At 72.8% G+C, this 18,472-nt stretch carries 20 protein-coding genes; 11 read left to right on the forward strand and 9 right to left on the reverse strand.

Annotated elements, in window-relative coordinates; translation table 11 throughout:
• Positions 1–110: 110 nt before the first annotated feature.
• Positions 111–683, forward strand: a complete 573-nt coding sequence (locus tag IDM40_RS00105) for a flavin reductase family protein (protein WP_193119780.1) — start codon at positions 111–113, stop codon at positions 681–683.
• 2 nt (positions 684–685) lie between these two features.
• Here IDM40_RS00105 and IDM40_RS00110 read toward each other — a convergent pair whose 3' ends face one another.
• Complete coding sequence (locus IDM40_RS00110) at positions 686–1,576, reverse strand: IclR family transcriptional regulator (RefSeq protein WP_193119781.1); 891 nt, start codon at positions 1,574–1,576, stop codon at positions 686–688.
• 207 nt (positions 1,577–1,783) lie between these two features.
• Here IDM40_RS00110 and IDM40_RS00115 point away from each other — a divergent pair, with 207 nt between their 5' ends.
• Both IDM40_RS00115 and IDM40_RS00120 read left to right on the forward strand, forming a co-directional pair.
• On the forward strand, positions 1,784–2,662 hold the full coding sequence (locus tag IDM40_RS00115; protein WP_193119782.1) for an LLM class F420-dependent oxidoreductase: 879 nt from the start codon (positions 1,784–1,786) through the stop codon (positions 2,660–2,662).
• Positions 2,659–3,144, forward strand: coding sequence for a nuclear transport factor 2 family protein (locus IDM40_RS00120; RefSeq protein ID WP_193119783.1), 486 nt, complete (start codon positions 2,659–2,661; stop codon positions 3,142–3,144). The genes IDM40_RS00115 and IDM40_RS00120 overlap by 4 nt, the downstream gene beginning before the upstream one ends.
• 11 nt (positions 3,145–3,155) lie before the next feature.
• Here IDM40_RS00120 and IDM40_RS00125 read toward each other — a convergent pair whose 3' ends face one another.
• The gene (locus IDM40_RS00125) at positions 3,156–3,797 is read right to left on the reverse strand and encodes a dienelactone hydrolase family protein (protein ID WP_193119784.1); all 642 of its coding nucleotides are present in this window, start codon (positions 3,795–3,797) and stop codon (positions 3,156–3,158) included.
• A gap of 138 nt (positions 3,798–3,935) precedes the next feature.
• On the opposite strand from IDM40_RS00125, the gene IDM40_RS00130 reads away from it, so the two are divergent.
• Positions 3,936–4,598 (forward strand): DUF4397 domain-containing protein, encoded by a 663-nt coding sequence (locus IDM40_RS00130; RefSeq protein ID WP_235997166.1) that lies wholly within the window; start codon positions 3,936–3,938, stop codon positions 4,596–4,598.
• A 9-nt stretch (positions 4,599–4,607) separates the two neighbouring features.
• Here the strand turns inward: IDM40_RS00130 and IDM40_RS00135 are convergent, their stop codons facing one another.
• The 7 genes from IDM40_RS00135 to IDM40_RS00165 all read right to left on the reverse strand — a co-directional run bounded on the left by IDM40_RS00135 (position 4,608) and on the right by IDM40_RS00165 (position 10,967).
• Positions 4,608–5,003 carry a DUF6221 family protein gene (locus tag IDM40_RS00135; protein ID WP_193119786.1) on the reverse strand — a complete coding sequence of 132 codons (396 nt, stop codon included), beginning with the start codon at positions 5,001–5,003 and terminating at the stop codon, positions 4,608–4,610.
• A gap of 67 nt (positions 5,004–5,070) precedes the next feature.
• A complete protein-coding gene (locus tag IDM40_RS00140) occupies positions 5,071–5,718 on the reverse strand; it encodes a class II aldolase/adducin family protein (RefSeq protein WP_193119787.1) in 648 nt (215 codons plus the stop codon).
• Positions 5,715–6,962 carry a 3-oxo-tetronate kinase gene (gene otnK / locus IDM40_RS00145; protein WP_193119788.1) on the reverse strand — a complete coding sequence of 416 codons (1,248 nt, stop codon included), beginning with the start codon at positions 6,960–6,962 and terminating at the stop codon, positions 5,715–5,717. The genes IDM40_RS00140 and otnK overlap by 4 nt, the downstream gene beginning before the upstream one ends.
• A gap of 78 nt (positions 6,963–7,040) precedes the next feature.
• Positions 7,041–7,814 (reverse strand): triose-phosphate isomerase, encoded by a 774-nt coding sequence (locus tag IDM40_RS00150; protein ID WP_328806897.1) that lies wholly within the window; start codon positions 7,812–7,814, stop codon positions 7,041–7,043.
• Positions 7,811–8,272, reverse strand: coding sequence for a ribose-5-phosphate isomerase (locus IDM40_RS00155; protein WP_193119790.1), 462 nt, complete (start codon positions 8,270–8,272; stop codon positions 7,811–7,813). Before IDM40_RS00155 ends, IDM40_RS00150 begins: the two co-directional genes overlap by 4 nt.
• A complete protein-coding gene (locus IDM40_RS00160) occupies positions 8,272–10,002 on the reverse strand; it encodes a dihydroxyacetone kinase family protein (RefSeq protein ID WP_193119791.1) in 1,731 nt (576 codons plus the stop codon). Before IDM40_RS00160 ends, IDM40_RS00155 begins: the two co-directional genes overlap by 1 nt.
• The gene (locus IDM40_RS00165; protein WP_193119792.1) at positions 10,002–10,967 is read right to left on the reverse strand and encodes a sugar phosphate isomerase/epimerase family protein; all 966 of its coding nucleotides are present in this window, start codon (positions 10,965–10,967) and stop codon (positions 10,002–10,004) included. Before IDM40_RS00165 ends, IDM40_RS00160 begins: the two co-directional genes overlap by 1 nt.
• Before the next feature lie 133 nt (positions 10,968–11,100).
• Between IDM40_RS00165 and IDM40_RS00170 the strand changes: the two genes are divergently transcribed.
• From IDM40_RS00170 to IDM40_RS00200, 7 genes are all read left to right on the forward strand, one after another.
• A complete protein-coding gene (locus tag IDM40_RS00170) occupies positions 11,101–11,835 on the forward strand; it encodes a GntR family transcriptional regulator (RefSeq protein ID WP_193119793.1) in 735 nt (244 codons plus the stop codon).
• Between the two features lie 122 nt (positions 11,836–11,957).
• Positions 11,958–12,923, forward strand: a complete 966-nt coding sequence (locus IDM40_RS00175) for a Bug family tripartite tricarboxylate transporter substrate binding protein (RefSeq protein ID WP_235997168.1) — start codon at positions 11,958–11,960, stop codon at positions 12,921–12,923.
• Positions 12,920–13,498 carry a tripartite tricarboxylate transporter TctB family protein gene (locus tag IDM40_RS00180; protein WP_193119794.1) on the forward strand — a complete coding sequence of 193 codons (579 nt, stop codon included), beginning with the start codon at positions 12,920–12,922 and terminating at the stop codon, positions 13,496–13,498. Before IDM40_RS00175 ends, IDM40_RS00180 begins: the two co-directional genes overlap by 4 nt.
• Positions 13,495–14,997, forward strand: a complete 1,503-nt coding sequence (locus IDM40_RS00185) for a tripartite tricarboxylate transporter permease (protein WP_193119795.1) — start codon at positions 13,495–13,497, stop codon at positions 14,995–14,997. Before IDM40_RS00180 ends, IDM40_RS00185 begins: the two co-directional genes overlap by 4 nt.
• The gene (locus IDM40_RS00190; RefSeq protein ID WP_193119796.1) at positions 14,994–15,995 is read left to right on the forward strand and encodes a 4-hydroxythreonine-4-phosphate dehydrogenase PdxA; all 1,002 of its coding nucleotides are present in this window, start codon (positions 14,994–14,996) and stop codon (positions 15,993–15,995) included. Before IDM40_RS00185 ends, IDM40_RS00190 begins: the two co-directional genes overlap by 4 nt.
• Before the next feature lie 74 nt (positions 15,996–16,069).
• The gene (locus IDM40_RS00195; RefSeq protein WP_193119797.1) at positions 16,070–16,849 is read left to right on the forward strand and encodes an SDR family NAD(P)-dependent oxidoreductase; all 780 of its coding nucleotides are present in this window, start codon (positions 16,070–16,072) and stop codon (positions 16,847–16,849) included.
• A 57-nt stretch (positions 16,850–16,906) separates the two neighbouring features.
• The gene (locus IDM40_RS00200) at positions 16,907–18,415 is read left to right on the forward strand and encodes a GntP family permease (protein ID WP_193119798.1); all 1,509 of its coding nucleotides are present in this window, start codon (positions 16,907–16,909) and stop codon (positions 18,413–18,415) included.
• The last annotated feature ends 57 nt before the right edge of the window (positions 18,416–18,472 follow it).

Consider the following 18,472-nt stretch of genomic DNA (forward strand, 5'->3'; position numbering starts at 1 on the left):
CGCCTTCCACTCAACGAGATCGGCGGGGCCCCTCCCCCGCCGCCGGGTCCTACGTTCGTACTCCGTCCGATCCGGGACCGCGGCAGCGGCGGAGTACACGAGGTGAGCGCATGTCAGTCGAACCAGCGGCGACCCCGTCCGGGACCTGCCCGCCGGGGCCGGAGGAGTACCGGCGCGCGATCGGGGCCTTCGCGAGCGGGGTCACGGTGGTCACGGGCGCCGACGCGCAGGGGCCGGTCGGGTTCGCGTGCCAGTCGTTCGCTTCGGTGTCGTTGGAGCCGCCGCTGGTGCTCTTCTGCGTGGGTGGGCGGAGCCGGTCGTGGCCGAGGATCCGGGGTTCGGGGCGGTTCTGCGTGAACGTGCTCGGCGAGGACCAGGAGGAGCTGTGCGCCCGGTTCGGGTCGAGCCGGGGGCTGCGGTACGAGGGGCTGGACTGGACGATGTCGGGGTGGGGTGCGCCGGCGCTCCCGGACGTGCTGTTGCGGGTGCACGCGGAGGTGGAGGCGGTGCACGGCGCGGGCGATCACGACGTGGTGATCGGCCGGGTGCTGGAGGTGGAGCCCGTCTCGTGCGGCCGGCCGATGGTCTTCTTCCGGGGCCGGTTCGGTGTGGACGGGCGGGAGGGGCAGGAAGGCCGGGAGGGGGTCTGGCCGGACGGTGCCGGGCTGTGGGGATGGACGTGAGCTCAGATCCACTCCCCCGTCCGGCCCGCGTCCAGGAAACGCCCCAGGGCCTCGGGCGACCAGTTCCCGTCGCCGGCCGGGGCGGGCTCCGGGGTGTGGTCGTTGTTCGCCGCGCCGGGGAGCAGTGCCAGGGAGGTGCGGCGTGCGGCCTCCACGACCAGCGGGGCGGTGCGCTCGAGCGGGGTGCGCAGGTCGCCGACCAGCGAGATGCTGGCGACGGCGCCCTCGGGCCCGCGCACGGCGGCGGACACACACGCGATGTCGGGGAAACACTCGCCGCGTTCGAAGGCCAGGCCGTGGCGGCGGCGGATGCGGTTCAGTTCCTGGTGGAGGATCGCGGTCTCGCCGATGGTGCGGTTGGTGAGGCGGTGGATGCGGGCCCCGATGCGGGCGTCGACCTCCTCGGGTTCGAGCAGGGCGAGCATGGCCTTGCCCAGGGCCGTGGAGTGGGCGGGGGCGCGCCCTCCGACGCGGGAGGGCACGGCGGTGGCGAAGCGGCCGCCGACCTTGTCCAGGTAGTAGACGTCGGCGCCGTCGAGCACCGCCAGGTGGACCACGGCCCCGGTCCGCAGGTGCAGGTCGTGCAACAGGGGTGCGGCGGCCTCGCGGATCTCTCCGTGGCTGCCGTCGGGGCCGCCGAGGCCGAGAGCGCGTGGCCCCAGGCTGTAACCGAGGGAGCTGTGTTCGAGCCAGTGCAGCCGCACCAGCTGGTCGAGGATGCGGTGCGCGGTCGAGCGCGGAAGGCGGGTGCGGCGTGCGACGTCCTCGAGGGTGAGCCGGGTGAAGCTGCCGATGAACTCGTCCATGATCAGGGTCATCCGTTCGACCATCGACGCCGGGAGTTCCCCGCGGTGCCGGGTCGGGGGTGTGGTCACGGTCTGCGGAACGGCCATGGAACCCTCCAGTCACCAAAACTGAAATGAATTCTTAAAATGAAGCTAACAGTGATCTGGTTCACAGGGAAGACGGGCAGAGTGGATCGATACATCGACCCAGGCCAACCGGTGTTCCACTGACCGGGACCGGTCTCGGGACAGACCGCATCCCGGGTTACAAACAGTCCTGAAGGCGTGTTCACCCGAAGGCGAGGAGGACCGGGGATGCGCATCGGGATCGTCAGCCCCGTGGTGGCCCAGCCCCCGGGGGCGCACTCGGGGTGGGAGCAACGGGCCGGCACCGCCGAGCTCGGCCGCATCGCCCAGGCCGCCGACCGGCTCGGGTTCGCACACCTGACCTGCAGCGAACACGTGGCGGTGCCCGCCGCGGAGGCGGAACGGCGCGGCGCGGTCTACTGGGACCCGCTGGCCACCTTCGGGTACCTGGCCGCACGCACCGACCGCATCCGGCTGGCCACTCAGGTCCTCGTGCTCGGGTACCACCACCCGCTGGAGATCGCCAAGCGTTACGGCACCCTGGACGTGGTCAGCGGCGGGCGGCTCACCCTGGGGCTGGGTGTGGGCAGCCTGGAGGAGGAGTTCGGCCTGCTCGGCGCGGAGTTCGCCGGCCGAGGGGCACGCGCCGACGAGGCCCTGGCGGCCCTGCGGGCGTCGATGTCGCGGCGCGAGCCCCGGTTCCACGGGCGCTTCCACGACTACGAGGGCTTCGTGGTCGAGCCGCACGCCCAACAGGAACGGGTGCCGTTCTGGATCGGCGGGCGCACGAAGCGTTCCCTGCGCCGGGCCGTCGAGCACGGCGACGGATGGGTGCCCTTCGGCCTCTCGCACACCGACCTGGAACGCATGGTCTCCGGGGCCGAGCTGCCCGCCGGGTTCGAGGTCGTTCTCGGCGCCGGCGCTCCCCTGGACCCGGGCGGCGCGCCCGAGGCCGCCCGCCGTGCCCTGGAGCGCACCCGCGAGGCCGGCGCGACCACCGCCAACGTCGCCCTGGCCGCCGACAGCGCCGACCACCACATCAGCCAGCTGGAGGCCCTGCGCGACCTCGGCGACGGTCTCGGCCTGGAACTGGGGGCGCGGCGATGACCGGCACCGACCGCCTGGCCCGGATCGAGGCACGGCTGCAGTCGCTGGAGGACGAGCGCGACATCACCAGGCTGATCCTGTCCTACGGTCCCCTGGTGGACAGCGGCGACGCCGACGGGGTCGCCGGCCTGTGGACCGACGACGGGTTCTACGACGTGGACACCCTCCGTATGGACGGGCGGGCGCAGATCGCCGCCATGGTGCGCTCGGCGCCGCACCGCGCCTGGATCGAGGGCGGCTGCGCGCACCTGTCCGGTCCCCCGCACGTGGTCGTCGACGGGGACCGGGCGGTCGCGGTCTGCCATTCACTGCTGGTCGTGCACGGCGACGGGGGTTTCCGTGTGCAACGTGCGACCGCCAACCGGTGGGACCTGTGCCGCACCTCCGACGGGTGGAAGGTGGCCGAACGCACCGGCCGGGTGCTGGACGGCCGGGAGGTGTCCCCCGCCCTGCTGCACGCGGGCGTGCGTGCGGAAAGGTGAGGGGACGCGGTTCATCGGGGCCGCAGGGTCGCGGTGAAGCGGTCCAGGGCCGCCGCCGCGACCTGTTCCAGTGCGCCGGGCTCCTCGAACAGGTGCGTGGCCCCGGGCACCACGTGGACCCGGTGTTCGCCGCCGAGCCGGGCGGCCGCGTCCTCGTTGAGGCCGAGCACCGCGGTGTCGGCGCCGCCCACCACGAGCAGCACGGGCGCGCGCACGCGTTCGAGCGCACCCGCACCGGCCAGGTCGGGGCGTCCGCCGCGTGAGACCACGGCGGCCACCCGGTCGGGCAGGTCGGCGGCGGTGCGCAGGGCGGCCGCCGCACCGGTGCTGGCCCCGAACAGGCCGACGCCGAGCCCCGCGACGGTGTCTTGCTCCGCGGTCCACTGCACGGCGCCGGACAGGCGCTCGGTGAGCAGGCCGATGTCGAAGCGCTGTGCCCGGTCCTGGTCCTCCTCGGCCGTGAGCAGGTCGAACAGCAGGGTCGCGAACCCGGCGTCCTCGAGCTCGGCGGCCACGGCCCGGTTGCGGGAACTGTGCCGGGAGCTGCCGCTGCCGTGTGCGAACACCACCACACCGTCCGCACCGCGGGGTACGGCGAGCCGCCCCGGCAGCCGCGCGCCCGGCAGCGGCAGTGTCACTTCGTATTCGTCCATGTGCCCGGCGTACCCGTGAGCCGAGCGGGGTACGGGAGAGGCCAGAAGAAAACCTTCACATATGGGTACAAACGAACACGAAGTAACAGGAGTCCGACACCTACGCCCGATTCGGAGTTCACCATGCACCGTTGCGCGATGATCACCGCCGCGGCCTCGGGTTCCGCCGCTCTCGTGCTGAGCGCGGGCGCGTTCGCCCCCAACGGATGGCAGGACGTCGAGGTGGCCGTCATGCACGGCATCCCGGACGAGACCGTCGACGTGCACGCCGACGGCGACACCGTGCTCGAGGACCTCGAACCGGGCACCGTCTCCGAGCCGATCAGCATGCCCGCCGGCACCAGCGACCTCCGCGTGACCGAGGCCGGCGCCGGGCCCGACGCGGAGGCGGTCGTCGAGGCCGACGAGGTCGAGTTCCACGCCGGCTCGAACTCCACGGTCGCCGCCCACCTCGACGACGAGGGTGAACCCGTTCTGACCCCGTTCGTGAACGAGACCTACGAGCTGGGCGAGGACGAGGCGCAGATGACCGTCCGCCACGTCGCGGCCGCACCCGCGCTCGACGTACGCACCGACGGCGAACCCGCGGCGCAGGCGCTGACCGAGCCCGAGGAACAGGTGCTGGAGACCGCCCCGGGCACCGTCTCCTTCGACGCGGTCGTCGCCGACACCGAGGAGACGGTGCTCGAACCCGCCGACCTCGAGCTGGCCGGGGGCAACAACACGCTCGTGTACGTGTGGGGCGACACCGAGGGCGGCGGCCTCGACGTCGCGGTCCAGAACCTGGACCTCACACCCTGAGCAGGTGCCCTACCGGGGCAGCCACTCCCGGCGGTGGTCCGGGTGGTCGGCGAAGGGCAGGGCCAGCAACGGCAGCACCAGGTCCCGGTACTCCGCCAGCAGCGCTTCCTCGTCAGGGCTCCGGACCAGGCCGGCGCTCAGGAGTTCGTAGCGCTCCAGGAGGCGCCGTTCGCACTCCAGGGCCTCCAGGACACGGTCGGGGTCGTGGCCGGCGATGTGCGCCGACCGCGCACGGTCGGACTCGGCCGCGCCACCCTCGGTGCGGGCGACGCGGTCGCCGGCGGCGGTGTCGACCCGGTCCTCCCCGGCCGACCACCGCCGGTCCGCGGTGCTCGCGCCCGCGTCGAGCGCTGCCCGCCAGCGCTCGTCGATGCGTGCCCGTACGAACGAGACCAGTGCGTCCATGGTTGCTCCCCTCCGGTGTCCTCCCCGATTCCAGCAGAGCGCCCGGACGGCGCTCACCCGGGGGGCCTCAGTCCCAAGGGGTCCCGTAGCGTTCGGTCAACTCGCGGACCTCTTCGGGGGCCAGGACCGAGAACTCGTGCCCCAGGAGCGACACGACCAGCCGCGACGCCTCCTCGACCTCGATCGCACCCGCGAGGGCGGCGTCCGGGTCCCCGCCCGCCACGAGCGAACCGTGGTTGGCCAGCAGCGCGGCACGGAAGGGCCCAGGAAGCTCCGAGACGTTCCGGGCCAGCCGTGTGCTGCCCGGTGCGGCGTAGGGGGCCAACGGGACCCGGCCCACACGCATCACCAGATACGGCGTGATCGGCGGCAGGGCCGACACGTCCGACCATGCGGGCAGGCACGAGGCCGCGGTGGCGTGGGGCGAGTGCAGGTGCACGACCGAACCGGCGTCCCCCACACGCTCGTACAGCGCCAGGTGCAGCGGGTACTCCTTCGAGGGCGCAGGGCCGTCGACGTGGGTTCCGTCCGGGGCGAGCACGGACAGCACGTCGGGTTCCAGCTCGCCCAGGGAGACCCCGGTCGGGCTCATGAGCACGTGTTCCGCGGTGCGTACGGAGACGTTGCCGGAGGCCCCGGGGCTGAGCCCCAGGTCCACCGCCCGGCGTCCCGTCCCGCACAGGCGCGCCGCGGCCTCTCGTGTCTCCCGTTTCACAGGGCTGCCTCCCAGGCTCGGACGAAGAGGTCCTCCCCGCCGAAGTTTCCGGACTTGAGCATCAGGTGGATGTCGCCGCCGGCCCGGCGGCCGCGGGTCCACGCGACGCCCGGGTCGACCTCCCGGCCGAGTGTGAGCGCGCCGACGCCGAGGCGGTGCACGACCGCACCGCTGGTCTCGCCGCCGGCCACCAGGAGCGAGCGCACGCCGGAGTCCGCCAGGCGTTCGGCGATCGCAGCCAGGGCCTCTTCGATGACGGAGGCGTCCGCGGTGTCGGCCACGTCCCCCGGGGAGGCGGTCGCGTACACCACGAAGGGCGTTGCCCCGGAGGAGAGCGCCGCGGAGATCACGGCTGCCACCGTTCCGTCGAAGTCACCCCGCAGGTCCGCTGCGCGCAGGTGGTGTCCGTCGCCGGTTTCCAACGCGTGCCGCACCTGCCCCTGCGTCGCTCGGGACGCACTGCCGGACAGCACCACGCGCGGCCCCTCCGGCAGTTCCCAGGAGGCGTGGTCGGTCTCCCTCGGCCCCACGAGCCCTTGCGCCAGGGCGCTTCCCCCGGTCAGCAACCGGAAGGGCTCCACCGCCGAGGCCAAGGTCCGCAGGTCCTGGTCGGTCAGGGCGTCGGCCACGACGAACCGGGCACCGCCCGCCCGGGCCCGGCCGACGGCCTCGCGCACGGCCTCGGCGCCCCGGTCGACCACCGGCCACGGGACGAGGGCGATGGCGTCCTCACCCCCGGAGACCTGCGGGGCGAGCAACCGGGGCAGGCTCGAGTCGGCCATGGGGGTGAGCGGGTGGTGGCGCATGGGCGACTCGTCGAGCGGGTCGTCCCCCACGAAGAGGTGGCCCCGGTAGACGGTGCGCCCGTTGGTGGGGAACGCCGGCGCGATGACGGTGATGTCCTCGCCGAGTGCGTCCATCACCGCTTCGGTGACCGGGCCGATGTTGCCGCTGGGGGTGGAGTCGAAGGTCGAACAGTACTTCACGTAGAACCGTTCGCACCCCTCGCGCCGCAGGCGTTCCAGCGCCCGCAGCGAGGCGTCGACCGCCCGGTCGACCGGCATGGTGCGCGATTTGAGGGCCACGACGACGGCGTCGGCCTCCTCCCGCAGTTCACCCGAGGTCACCTCTTCCATGTCGTCCGTCCCGAGGACGACGGTGGTGCGGTAGCCGGCGGAGGTGAGGGTGATCGCCAGGTCGGTGGCGCCCGTGAGGTCGTCGGCGATGGCGCCGAGAACGGCCATGTGTGCTCCAGAGTGTTCAGTCGTGTGGTGGATCGCCGGCCGCGGTCGAGATCGTGGTCGATGACGACGGACCCGGCCTCACACCGTCGATCCCGCGTATTCGCGGGCCCGGTCCAGGATCTCCAGGAACCCGGTGACGTCCCAGGCCGAACGCCCCACGAACAGGCCGCCCACCCCCGGCACGCGGAGCAGGTCCGCCGCGTTGCCCGGCCCGACCGATCCCCCGTACAGCACGCCGCTGACCCGGCCGCCCCACTCGGCGTCCAGGGCGGCGAGCACCGGGGCGATCTCCTCCGGCTCCGGCGGGCGCCCGGACTCGCCGATGGCCCACACGGGCTCGTACGCGACGAGGACCCGGCCCAGGCCGTCCTCCCCCTCGGGCACACCCTCCAGGGCCGCCGCCACCTGGGCGAGCACATGGTCCACGGAACCGCCGCGTGCGAACACCTCGGCGCGCTCACCGCAGCACACCAGGGGCCTGAGCCGGTGGTGCAGGCAGGCCGCGACCTTGCGCCGCACGGCCGTGTCCGTCTCGGCGAAGTGTTCGCGGCGCTCGGAGTGCCCGAGCTCGACGATCGCCGCACCGGCGTCGGCGGCCTGAGGCACGGAGATCTCGCCGGTCCACGCACCCTGGTCGGCCCAGTGCGCGTTCTGCGCCCCGGCCAGCACCGGCCCGCCCGCCAGAGCGCCGGAGACCTCGGCCAGGGAGGTCGCCGAGGGGATGACGAAGGCACGCACCCCCGCGATCCCCTCCCCCAGGGCGGAGTGCAACCGCTGCGCGTAGGCGACGGACTCGGCCCGGGTCTTGTGCATCTTGAAGCTGGTGCCGATCCACAGGCCGGGCCGGTTCACCGCTCGTCTCCGGTCGGTTCGTAGGAGCACAGCGCCGCCACCTTGGCCGCGGACGGCGATTCGGTGTCGAAGGTGTGGGTCAGCCATTCGCGCACCAGCCTGCGGGCCAGTTCGAGGCCGATGACACGCTGTCCGAGGCAGAGCACCTGGGCGTCGTTGGAGAGCACGGACCTCTCCACGGAGAAGGTGTCGTGCGCGGTGACCGCACGCACCCCCGGGACCTTGTTCGCGGCGATGGCCACGCCTAGCCCGGTCCCGCACACGAGGACCGCTCGGTCGACCCGCCCCTGGGCGACCAGGCGCGCGGCACCGACGGCCACGTGCGGGTAGTCGGTGTCCTGCCCGGAGGCCACGCCCGTGTCGAGGACCTCCGTCACCGCCGCCGCGGACGTGAGTTCTGCTTTGAGGGCCTCCTTGTAGTCGAAACCGGCGCTGTCGGAACCGACGGCGATACGCATCAACGGTCCTCCTGTTCGAGGTGGGGGGTCAGGGCCGTGAGGACGAGCGAGAGGGAAACGGCGCCGGCGTCCGGGGTGCCGACACTGTTGTCGCCGTGGGCACGGGCGCGTCCGATGCGGGCGGGGATCGACGCGGTCGCCTCGGCGGCGTCCCGGGCGGTCACGACCGCCTCGGCCCAGGCCTCGGCCGGCGGGAACTCGTCGAGTGCGGCATCGAGACGGTCGGCGAACGGGGCGGCCGCGTCGACGAGCGTCTTGTCACCGGGCCGGGCCCCGCCCAGGCGGACCACGGACCCCACGGCCGCCCGCACACCCGCGGCGATGCGTCGTGCCGAGGCGCCGCCGCTGTCCCCGAGCTCCGACCCGAACGCCGTCAACGCCGCGCCCCACAGGGCCCCGGACGTGCCGCCCGCGTGCTCCGACCAGGCCGCCCCCGCGTGTGCGAGCACGGTGCGCGCACCGGCCCCCGCGGTCACAGCCCCGTCCGCGGCGGCCACGGCGGCCGAGGCCCCGCGCCGCATCCCGATGCCGTGGTCCCCGTCCCCGGCCACGGCGTCGATCTCCCCGAGCCGCCGTTCGTGGGCGGCCACCGTCTCGTGCACCGTGCGCAGGGCCGCCGCGATCCGCGTGCCCAGGGCCCGGGAGCCCTCGTCGCCGGGCACGACGTCCGGGGCGCGGCGGGCGGTGGCGAGGTCGTCGGTCCTGCGCGGGCGCGCGGGCAGGTGTCCGCGACGGAACGCGGGTGTCACGGCGGGCGCGGTCCACAGCCGCTCCAGCTCCTCGTCGAGGAAGGTCAGGGTCAGGGACAGCCCCGCCATACCGAGGCTGGTGACCTGTTCGTCGACCACGGGGGCGACCGCGGTGAGCCCCTCCGCCGCCAACCGCTCGGCGACCCGCCGGTGCACGACGTACAGCTCCTCGTACTTGGTCGCCCCCAGCCCGTTGAGCACCACGGCCACCTGGTCGGAACCGCCGACCGCCTCGGCCGCCTGCGCCCGTTCGGCGAGGACCCCGTCCACCAGGAGGTCGGCGACCTCGTCGGCGCTCACAAGGCCGCGCTGCTCGATCCCGGGCTCGCCGTGGATCCCCAGGCCCACACCCATGGTCCCGTGGGGCACGGTGAACAGGGGGCGTGTGTCGCCCGGGAGCGTGCAGCCGTCGAAGGCCAGCCCCAGGGACCGGGTGGCGCCGTTGGCCTTCACCCCGGCGCCGTGCACCCGGTCCAGGCCGTGGCCGGCTTCGGCGGCTGCGCCCAGGATCTTCAGCACCGGAAGGTCGCCGGCGATCCCCCGGCGGAGCCCGGTCTCTCCGCTCGGGCCGGAGGCGGTGTCGTCGGTGACGGCCACGATCCGCACGTCGATGCCTTCGGCGCGCAGTTGCTCCGCCGCCTGTCCGAAGTGGAGTACGTCGCCCGCATAGTTGCCGAACCCGAACACGACCCCGCCGCCGTGGTCGGCCGCGCGCGCCACCGAACAGATCTGGGAGGCCGAGGGGGAGGAGAAGATGTTCCCGCACGCCGCACCGTGGGCGAAGCCGGGGCCCACCCATCCGGCGAAGGCGGGGTAGTGGCCGGTTCCGCCGCCGAGCACGGTGGCGACCTGGCCCGGGGGTGTGGCGGAGGCACGCACCACGCCGCCGTGCACGGCCTGCACGTCGTCCGGGTGCGCGGAGACGAAACCGGCGAGGGCCTCCTCCGCGAAACGGGCGGGGTCGTTGACGAGCCGGGTCATCACCGCTCCCCTCGGTCGGCGTGCACGGACGGGAGTTTGTGGGCGAGGATCCGCCGCAGGTAGTCGCGGTTGCGCGCGGAGACGCCGAGGCCGTCGCCGCCGTAGTGTTCGGTGCAGATCGGCCCGTCGAAACCGGCCCGGAGCGCCATCGCCAGGGCCTTGCGGTAGTCGATGGCGCCGCCCTCCAGGGGTGCGGGCACGGTGAAGTAGGCGCCGGTGCGGGGGTCGAAGTCCCGGTGGTAGTTCTTGACGTGCCAGTAGTTGACGTGCGGGAGCACCGGGCGCAGGAGCTCCTCCCAGTGCGGGACCGGCCGGTGCAGGCGCACGAGGTTGCCCAGGTCGGGGTTGATCCCGACGTCGGGCAGGCCGATCTCCTCGACGAGCCGCACGGCGCTCTCGGGGGTGCCCAGGTAGGTGTCCTCGTACATCTCCAGGGAGAGGCGCATCCCGTGCCGGGCCGCGTGTTCGCCGGCGCCGCGCAGGCGTTCGACGGCCAGCGCCCACGTGTGTTCGTCGTCCTCGGGGTCGGATCCGCCGGGTTCGTGCCAGAACCACACCGCGCGCTTCTGTGCCTCGGTGAGCGGCCGGTGCAGACCCGCGCAGACGACGGTCGCGCCGAGCCGGGCGGCGGCCTCGACGGAACGGTGCAGGTAGGCGAGGTTCTGCTCGGCTACGGCCGGGTCGGGGTCGATCACGCTCCGCCGGGTCACGGAGACCGCCGAGACACCCAGGCCGTGCGACTTCAGGACGCGGGCCAGCTCGTCGAGGCGTTCGGGCGGGAGGTCGCCCGGACGCAGCCAGCTGTCGGTGAGGTCCACGTGGTCGAACCCCTCCGCGGCGACCTCGCCCAGCACGGCCGACCATGTCGAGGAAGGCGCGTCCTGGACGGGTTCGCCGTCCTCCGTGACCGAGGGGAACTGGAGGAGCGCGGCGCCGATCGGCCAGTCCTGCGCGCTCTGGATCATGTCGCCTCCGGGGGGTGGGGAGCATCCGAGGTTCATGGAATCATAGACCCTATAGGATATTTACTCAGGCGAACAGACGGCCGCCGGGAAGCGCCGCTTCCGGGCAGCGCTTCCCGGCTAGGATCGAGGGGCGATGAACAACAGAGAGATCACCCCCGATGCCGCGGGCCCTCCCCCCAAGGGCGCCACAGTGGCCCGACGGGCACTCCGGGACGGGGTGTACGAAGCGATCCTGGAGAAGCTCCTCGACGGGTCGGCACCCCCCGGGAGCTCACTGGGCATCGACTCCCTCGCGCGCGAACTGTCGGTCTCGCCCACCCCCGTGCGCGAGGCCCTGGTCCAGTTGGAGCACACGGGCCTGGTCTCCCGCGTCGCGCTGAAGGGTTACCGCGTCGCCCCTCCGCTCTCGCCGGAGCAGCTCTCGGAACTCTTCGACATGCGCGGCATCCTCGAGGTGGCCGCGGTCGAGCGCGCCGCCGAGCACGCCCAGGACCTTCTGCCGGAACTGCGCGTGGCGCACGCCCAACACGTCCTCGCAGCGCACAAGGTGGAGAAGCTGCGCGGCTCGGGCGAGACGCCCCCCGACTTCGCCGACCTGCGCGAGTACTTCGCCGCCGACTGGGAGTTCCACCTGACGATCATCAGGGGCGCGGGCAACCGGTTCCTGACGCAGTCGGCCGAGGCGCTGAGCGCCCACGTGCACCGGCTCCGCCAGACCGCCCACCACGGGACCATGGACATGCAGGAGGCCATCGCGGAGCACTCCGCGATCCTCGCCGCCTTCGAGTCCGGCGACCCCGACCGGCTCCGGTCCACGATGCGCGACCACCTGGCGGCGGTGGCGCGCCGCGTCTCGGCCGACGGCTGACCGGTTTTTGTTTCCCCCTCTTGTCAGGGGTGCCCATGCGCTTTAACTTGTCCGATATCCAATAGGATCTCTGATGGCGCTGGGATTGCGTATCGGAGACCTCTGCCCCCCGGAGGTCCGACATGAAGCCACCCTTGCGCACGGCACTCGCCGCATCGGGTGCCTGCACCCTCCTCACCGGATGCGCGGTACTGAACGCGAGCCCCGCACCCCCCGACGACTGGACCCCCCGGGGTTCGGTCTCGGCGCTGGTCGCCTTCGCCCCGGGCGGGGGCAGTGACCGCTCCGCCCGTGTCGTCGCCGAGAGCCTCAACGACCTCGACGCCGGCTTCGACGTCAACGTGGAGAACCGGGAGGGTGGCTCCGGGGCGGTCGGCTGGGCGACCTTCATGTCCGAGCAGGGCAACGGCAACGCGTTGCTGATCGCCGAGACCGCGCTCAACACCCTCCCCCTCCTCTACGACGTGCCCTTCACCTACCGCGACTTCACGCCGCTGACGATGTTCGCCCAGGACTCGCGCATGGTCGTCGCCGCTCAGGACGCCCCCTACGACACCTGCGAGGAGCTGGTCGAGGCCGGCGCCCAGGACCCCGTCACCATCGGTTCCAGCGGCAGGACCGGGGCCGACTCACTGGTCAACGCCGAGTTCGAGAAGAACGGCGGGCAGTTCTCCGTCGTGCCCTACGGCTCCACCGGGGAGGTCCTCACCGCGCTGATGGGCGACCAGATCGAGGTGGCGCCGGCCAGCGCCGCCTCGGCCAAGCCCTACGTGGAGAGCGGCGACTTCAAGGCCCTGTGCACCCTCACCGCTGACCGCTACGACGACCCCGTCCTGGGCGACGTGCCCACCGCCCGGGAACAAGGGCTGGACGCGGAGGTCACCGTCTGGCGCGGCGTGCTCGCCCCCGACGGGATCGCCGAGGTCCAGCGCGACTACTGGATCTCCGCCGTGCGCGAGGCCATGGACTCCGAGACCTACCGGGACTACATCGAGGACGACCTCCTCATCCCGGCCGACCTCGAGGGCGAGGAGTTCGAGGAGTACCTGCACGAGTACGACGAGGAGATGAAGGAGGTGTTCCGGTGAGCGGTTCGGCTCCGAACACCCCCGGTACCGCGCCCGCGCCCGACCGTTCGCGGTGGCCGATGCGCGTGACCCACACCGTGCTGGCGGGCGTCGGCACGCTCTTCTTCCTCGGTTCCTTCGCCTACCCGTGGATCACCGAGGAGGACGGGACCATCGGTCCGGCGGCGCTCCCCCGCGTGGCCGGGTCCCTGCTGCTGGTGGTGGCCCTGGCCCTGCTCTGGCGGGAGGAACGCTCCGGGACCGTGCTCGAGGGCGACGGCGGGGGCGAGGAGCCCGACGGCCCCACAGGTGAGGAAGGGCACGAGGCCCCGGACGAGTACCGGGTCCGGCGCAAGCTCCTCGTCGTCGCGGTCTCCCTGCCCTGCACCGGACTGCTCATCCCGTTCCTGGGGATGCTGCCCGCGCTCGCCCTGCTCACCCTGTTCCTGACCCTGGCCGTGGAACGGCTGCGCCCGTGGGTCGCGCTGACGGCCTCGGCCGGGGTCCTGGTCGTGTGTTACCTGCTGTTCGTCGTCCTGCTGCGGGTGCCCCTGCCCCTCGGCGTGTTCGACCCGGCCCTGTGGGGCGCCGCATGATCGACAACCTCGTCGTCGGCTTCGGTGCGGCGCTCACCCCCGAGAACCTGTTGTGGTGCTTCATCGGTGTCCTGCTCGGCACCGTCATCGGCATCCTCCCCGGGCTCGGTTCGGCCACCGGTGTGGCCATCCTGATCCCGGTCACCCTCACCTTCGACCCCCTGACCGCCCTGATCATGCTCGCGGGCATCTACCACGGCTCACAGTTCGGGGCCACCACGACCGCCATCCTGGTGGCCACACCGGGCGAGGCCTCGTCCGTGGTCTCGACCTTCGACGGTTACCGCATGGCCCGCGCCGGGCGCGCGGGGCCGGCGCTGGCCATCTCGGCGCTGGGTTCCTTCACCGCGGCCTTCGTCGCCCTGGTGGCGCTGACCACCGTGGCCCCGTTCTTCGCCGAGATCGCCCTCGGGTTCGGGCCTCCCGAGCTCCTGGCAGTCATGTTCCTGGGGCTGTGCACGATCGTCGTCTTCTCCGGCGGGAACCTGCTGTTGGGCGCCGCCCTCGGGCTGGTCGGGATCCTGGTCTCGACCGTCGGGGTGGACGTCGGGTCGGGGACGCCCCGGTACACCTTCGACCAGGTGGACCTGTTCGGCGGCCTGCCCTACGTCGAGGTCATGATCGGCCTCTTCGCGATCGGGGAACTCCTCAACCAGCTGCACCGCGGCATGGCCACACCCATCCGGACCCGGTTCCGCGACCTGTTCCTCACCAAGGAGGACCTGCGGCGCGCGGCCCCGGCCACGGCCCGGGGGACCCTGGTCGGGTTCGTGCTCGGGTGCCTGCCCGGGGCGGGCACGACCTTGGCGTCCTTCATGGCCTACGGGGCGGAGAAGCGGTTCTCGCGCAACCGCGACCGGATCGGCACGGGGGCGATCGAGGGTGTCGTGGCGCCGGACGCGGCCACGAGCTCGGGTTCCAACGCCAACTTCGTGCCGACCCTGGTCCTCGGTGTCCCGGGCGGTGCCACCACGGCCGTCCTGCTCGGGGCCTTCCTCGTCTACGGCATCCAACCGGGGCCGCTGCTGTTCGAGAACCAGCCCACCCTCGTCTGGGGGCTCCTGGCGTCGTTCTTCGTCGGCAACGCCATCCTCCTGCTGCTGAACCTGCCGCTGGCCCCGGTCTTCGCCCAGCTCCTGCGGGTGAGGTACTCGATCCTCTACCCGCTGATCATCGTCACGAGCCTGGTCGGGGCCTACTCCGTCAAGAACAGCATGCTCAGCGTGTGGATCGTGATCGTGTTCGGCTTCGTCGGGTACGCGATGAAGCGCCTGAACCTCCCGGTCGCGCCGCTGGTGCTGGGTCTGGTCATCGGTCCGCTCTTCGAGACGGCCCTGGTGCAGACCTCCGCGCTCGGGGAAGGGGCGGTCCTGCCCCTGCTCGCCTCCAGCGGGACGGCGCTGGCCATCCTCGGCCTCGCGCTCCTGCTCGTGCTCGGCCCCCTGGTGGTGCGGCTCGTCCGTACTCGCACACTCCCCACACCGGAAAGGCAACCATGACCACAGCCCACCCCCGCCCCCGCGTGGCCGTGACCCTCGGCGACCCCGCGGGGGTCGGCCCCGAACTGGTGGCCAAGCTCCTGGCCCGGCGTGAGAACACCGCGGCCGCCGACATCGTGCTCGTCTCCGACGAGGCCGAACTGCGTGCCGCGGGCGCCGACGCCGGACTGCCCGTGGAGTACAGCACCGAACCCGGATCGGGGCTGCCCCTGCTCCACGACAACGGGGCGGCCCGTCCGGCCGAGCCCTTCGAACGCCGCAGGGCCACGGCGGCCGGCGGACGCTGGGCCCTGGCCAACCTCGGCCTCGCGCTCGACATGGTCAAGGACGGACGTGTCGACGCGATCCTGTTCGCCCCGCTCAACAAGTCCTCGCTGCACTCGGCGGGGATGGCCTCCAACGACGAGCTGCGGTGGTTCGAGGAGGTCCTGGGCGTGGAGTCCTTCACCTCCGAGCTGAACGTGCTGCCCGGCCTGTGGACGGCCCGGGTCACCTCCCACGTCTCGGTCGCCGACGTCGACGCGGGCATCACCCGGGAGAACGTGAACCGGGCGGGGGTGCTGCTCGACCGGGTCCTGCGCGACTCCGGCCTCGACGCCCCGCGCATCGGCGTGTGCGCGCTCAACCCGCACGCGGGCGAGAACGGCCGGTTCGGCCGCCACGAGATCGACGTCATCGCACCCGCCGTGGCCGACCTCGCCGACCAGGGGCTGGACGTCTCGGGGCCCTTCCCCTCCGACACGATCTTCCTGCGCGCCAGGGCCGGCGAGTTCGACGGGGTCCTGACGATGTACCACGACCAGGGCCAGATCGCGATGAAACTGATGGGCTTCGACGGCGGCGTGACCATCGCCGGGGGCCTGCCCGTACCGATCTGCACCCCGGCCCACGGAACCGCCTTCGACATCGTCGGGCAGGGCACCGCCGACACCGGTTCAGTGCAGAACGCCTTCGACCTGGCGGTCGCACTGGGCCGTCGGAGCAGGTCCACGGTCTGACCCCCGGGGCCGGGGCTCCGGCCCCCGGGCCCGCATCTTCTCCCACCGCACACGACCCGACGCGAAGGAGTGCCATGACCGGCGGACAACCGATCCTGCCCGGGGAGCGCACGGCCGTCATCACCGGTGCGGGCGGCCCGCGCGGTATCGGCCGCGCCCTGGCCGTGCGCCTGGCCGACCAGGGGTGGAGCCTGGCCGTCCTGGACGTGCAGGGCGACGGTGTCGACCGCCTGCGCCGCGAACTCGCCGACGCCGGCCACAGCAGTGTCCTGGCCCTGCAAGCGGACGTGACCTCCCCGGAATCGGTGGAGGCCGCCTTCTCCGAGATCGACGCGCAGCTGCCGCCCGTGGCCGGGCTGGCCAACCTGGCGGGGATCGCCAGCCCCGTTCGGCTGTTGGACGTGACCCACGAGGAGTTCCGGCGGGTGGTGGACGTCAACGTCACCGGCTCCTTCCTCATGCTCCGGGCGGCGGGCAGGCGCATGGTGGACCACGGCGTCGGCCGCATCGTCAACACCTCCTCGCTGACCGCCTTCGACGGCGGGGGCACCTTCTCCAAGGGCCCCTACGCGGCGGCCAAGGCGGGCGTGCTCGGGCTGACGCGGGGGGCCGCGCGGGAACTGGGGCCGCACGGTGTCACGGTCAACGCCGTCGCCCCGGGCCCCGTGGACACCGACATCATGGGCGGCCGGCTCACCGATGAGCGCAAGGAGGCCATGGCCGCCGACATCCCGGTGGGGAGCGTGGCCTCCCCGGAGGAGGTGGCCGCCTCGATCGCCTTCCTGATGTCGCAGGAGGCGTGCTCCATCAACGGCGCCACCCTGCAGATCGACGGTGGAAAGCACATGCACTGAACCCGCCCCGGTCGGGCGGGCCCCTCCCCCGCCCGACCGGGCGAGAGAGGAACCGGCATGGATCCACAGCTCCTGGCGGCGCTGCTCCTGGGGATCGCGACGATCGTCGTGCTCGTGCTCAAGACACGGCTGGACGCCTTCATCGCGCTCCTCCTCGCCGCGGTGCTCATCGGCGTCGTCGCCGGACAGCCGCTCCTGGGCGTGACCGACTCCATCGTCGAGGGGTTCGGGACCACCCTCGGCGACATCGGCATCGTCATCGGCCTGGGTGTGGCCATCGGCAAGCTGCTTCAGGTCTCCGGCGCGGCGGACGCGCTCGCCCGGGCCTTCCTACGCCTGTTCGGCAAGGGGCGCGAGCCCTGGGCCCTGGGCAGCGTGGGGGCGGCCGTGTCGATCCCCGTGTTCTGCGACTCCGCCTACATCATCCTCAACCCCCTGGCGCGCTCCATCGCCCGGAGGCGGCAGCGCGGCTACATCACGCTGGTCATCGCGATGGCCGGCGGGATGGTGCTGACGCACCACTTCGTTCCGCCGACACCGGGCCCGCTCGCCGTGGCCGGCATCCTCGGCACCGACCTGGGCGCCCTGATCCTGGCCGGGATGGTCTTCACCCTGTTCCTGCTGCCGGTGGTCGTGCTCTACGCCCGGTGGATCGGGCCGAGGATCGAACCCTCCATGGATCCACGGATCCGGGAGGAGGTCTACGGCAGCGCCGGGGCCGATACCGCCGGGCCCGCCGGTCGCGGTGCGGGGTCATCCGCGGACGAGGGCCCCGGCGAAGGGACCGGCGGGAACGAGGGGAACGAGGCGGACACGGGCGCGGAAGCGGGCGCACACGAGCTCGGGACACCCCCGGACGGCTCCGCGCCCCACCGGGTCGGCGTGCTCCGGGCCTCCCTGCCGCTGTCCGTGCCGCTGCTCCTGATCGTCCTGAACACCGTGGCCACCGCGGTCGACCGGAACAACCAGGGTGTGCTCAGCGGCGACTACGAACCGTCGGCCTGGGCGGTCCCGTTGGCCTTCCTCGGCAACCCGGTCATCGCCCTGGCCGCGGGGATCCTGCTGGCCGTGTACGTGCTGCTGCCGCGCTGGACACCGCGCCGGAAGGTGCACGGGTGGCTGTCCGAAGCGGCCGCCTCAGCGGGGCTGATCCTGCTCATCACCGGGGCCGGCGGTGCGCTGGGCCAGGTGTTGCGCGATTCCGGGGTGGGCGACGCCCTGGCCGGGGCCGTCGGCGCGCTCGACCTCCCGGCGTTCCTGCTGCCCTTCCTCATCGCGTCCTTCGTGCGGGTCGCGCAGGGCTCGGGCACCGTCTCGATGATCACGGCCGCCTCCATCACCGCACCGATGGCCGCCTCCATCGGGGTGGACCCCCTGGTGGCGACCTTGGCCTGTGTGGCGGGCGCGATGGTGCTGAGCTACTTCAACGACTCCTTCTTCTGGGTGGTCACCCGGTTCGCGGGACTGGAGGGGACCGCGGCGCTGAAGGGCCACTCGGGGGTGACCACGCTCGCCTGGGCGGCCTCGATCCCCCTGCTGTTCCTCGCCGACCTCGTCCTGGGCTGAGGCGGGCGTGGGTTCACCTCGGCGCTGGACCGCCAGCTGGGTCTCTTCGGGGCCCGC

The sequence above is a fragment of the Nocardiopsis coralli genome, from assembly GCF_014892575.1.
GTDB lineage: Bacteria > Actinomycetota > Actinomycetes > Streptosporangiales > Streptosporangiaceae > Nocardiopsis > Nocardiopsis coralli.

Coding starts and splice junctions, on each gene's coding strand:
- IDM40_RS00155 (WP_193119790.1), bottom strand. CDS start 8,272: ATGCGTATCGCCGTCGGTTCCGACAGCGCCGGTTTCGACTACAAGGAG.
- IDM40_RS00105 (WP_193119780.1), top strand. CDS start 111: ATGTCAGTCGAACCAGCGGCGACCCCGTCCGGGACCTGCCCGCCGGGG.
- IDM40_RS00165 (WP_193119792.1), bottom strand. CDS start 10,967: ATGATCCAGAGCGCGCAGGACTGGCCGATCGGCGCCGCGCTCCTCCAG.
- IDM40_RS00130 (WP_235997166.1), top strand. CDS start 3,936: ATGATCACCGCCGCGGCCTCGGGTTCCGCCGCTCTCGTGCTGAGCGCG.
- IDM40_RS00175 (WP_235997168.1), top strand. CDS start 11,958: ATGAAGCCACCCTTGCGCACGGCACTCGCCGCATCGGGTGCCTGCACC.
- IDM40_RS00195 (WP_193119797.1), top strand. CDS start 16,070: ATGACCGGCGGACAACCGATCCTGCCCGGGGAGCGCACGGCCGTCATC.
- otnK (WP_193119788.1), bottom strand. CDS start 6,962: ATGGCCGTTCTCGGCGCCATCGCCGACGACCTCACGGGCGCCACCGAC.
- IDM40_RS00185 (WP_193119795.1), top strand. CDS start 13,495: ATGATCGACAACCTCGTCGTCGGCTTCGGTGCGGCGCTCACCCCCGAG.
- IDM40_RS00200 (WP_193119798.1), top strand. CDS start 16,907: ATGGATCCACAGCTCCTGGCGGCGCTGCTCCTGGGGATCGCGACGATC.
- IDM40_RS00135 (WP_193119786.1), bottom strand. CDS start 5,003: ATGGACGCACTGGTCTCGTTCGTACGGGCACGCATCGACGAGCGCTGG.
- IDM40_RS00115 (WP_193119782.1), top strand. CDS start 1,784: ATGCGCATCGGGATCGTCAGCCCCGTGGTGGCCCAGCCCCCGGGGGCG.
- IDM40_RS00110 (WP_193119781.1), bottom strand. CDS start 1,576: ATGGCCGTTCCGCAGACCGTGACCACACCCCCGACCCGGCACCGCGGG.
- IDM40_RS00160 (WP_193119791.1), bottom strand. CDS start 10,002: ATGACCCGGCTCGTCAACGACCCCGCCCGTTTCGCGGAGGAGGCCCTC.
- IDM40_RS00120 (WP_193119783.1), top strand. CDS start 2,659: ATGACCGGCACCGACCGCCTGGCCCGGATCGAGGCACGGCTGCAGTCG.
- IDM40_RS00190 (WP_193119796.1), top strand. CDS start 14,994: ATGACCACAGCCCACCCCCGCCCCCGCGTGGCCGTGACCCTCGGCGAC.
- IDM40_RS00170 (WP_193119793.1), top strand. CDS start 11,101: ATGAACAACAGAGAGATCACCCCCGATGCCGCGGGCCCTCCCCCCAAG.
- IDM40_RS00125 (WP_193119784.1), bottom strand. CDS start 3,797: ATGGACGAATACGAAGTGACACTGCCGCTGCCGGGCGCGCGGCTGCCG.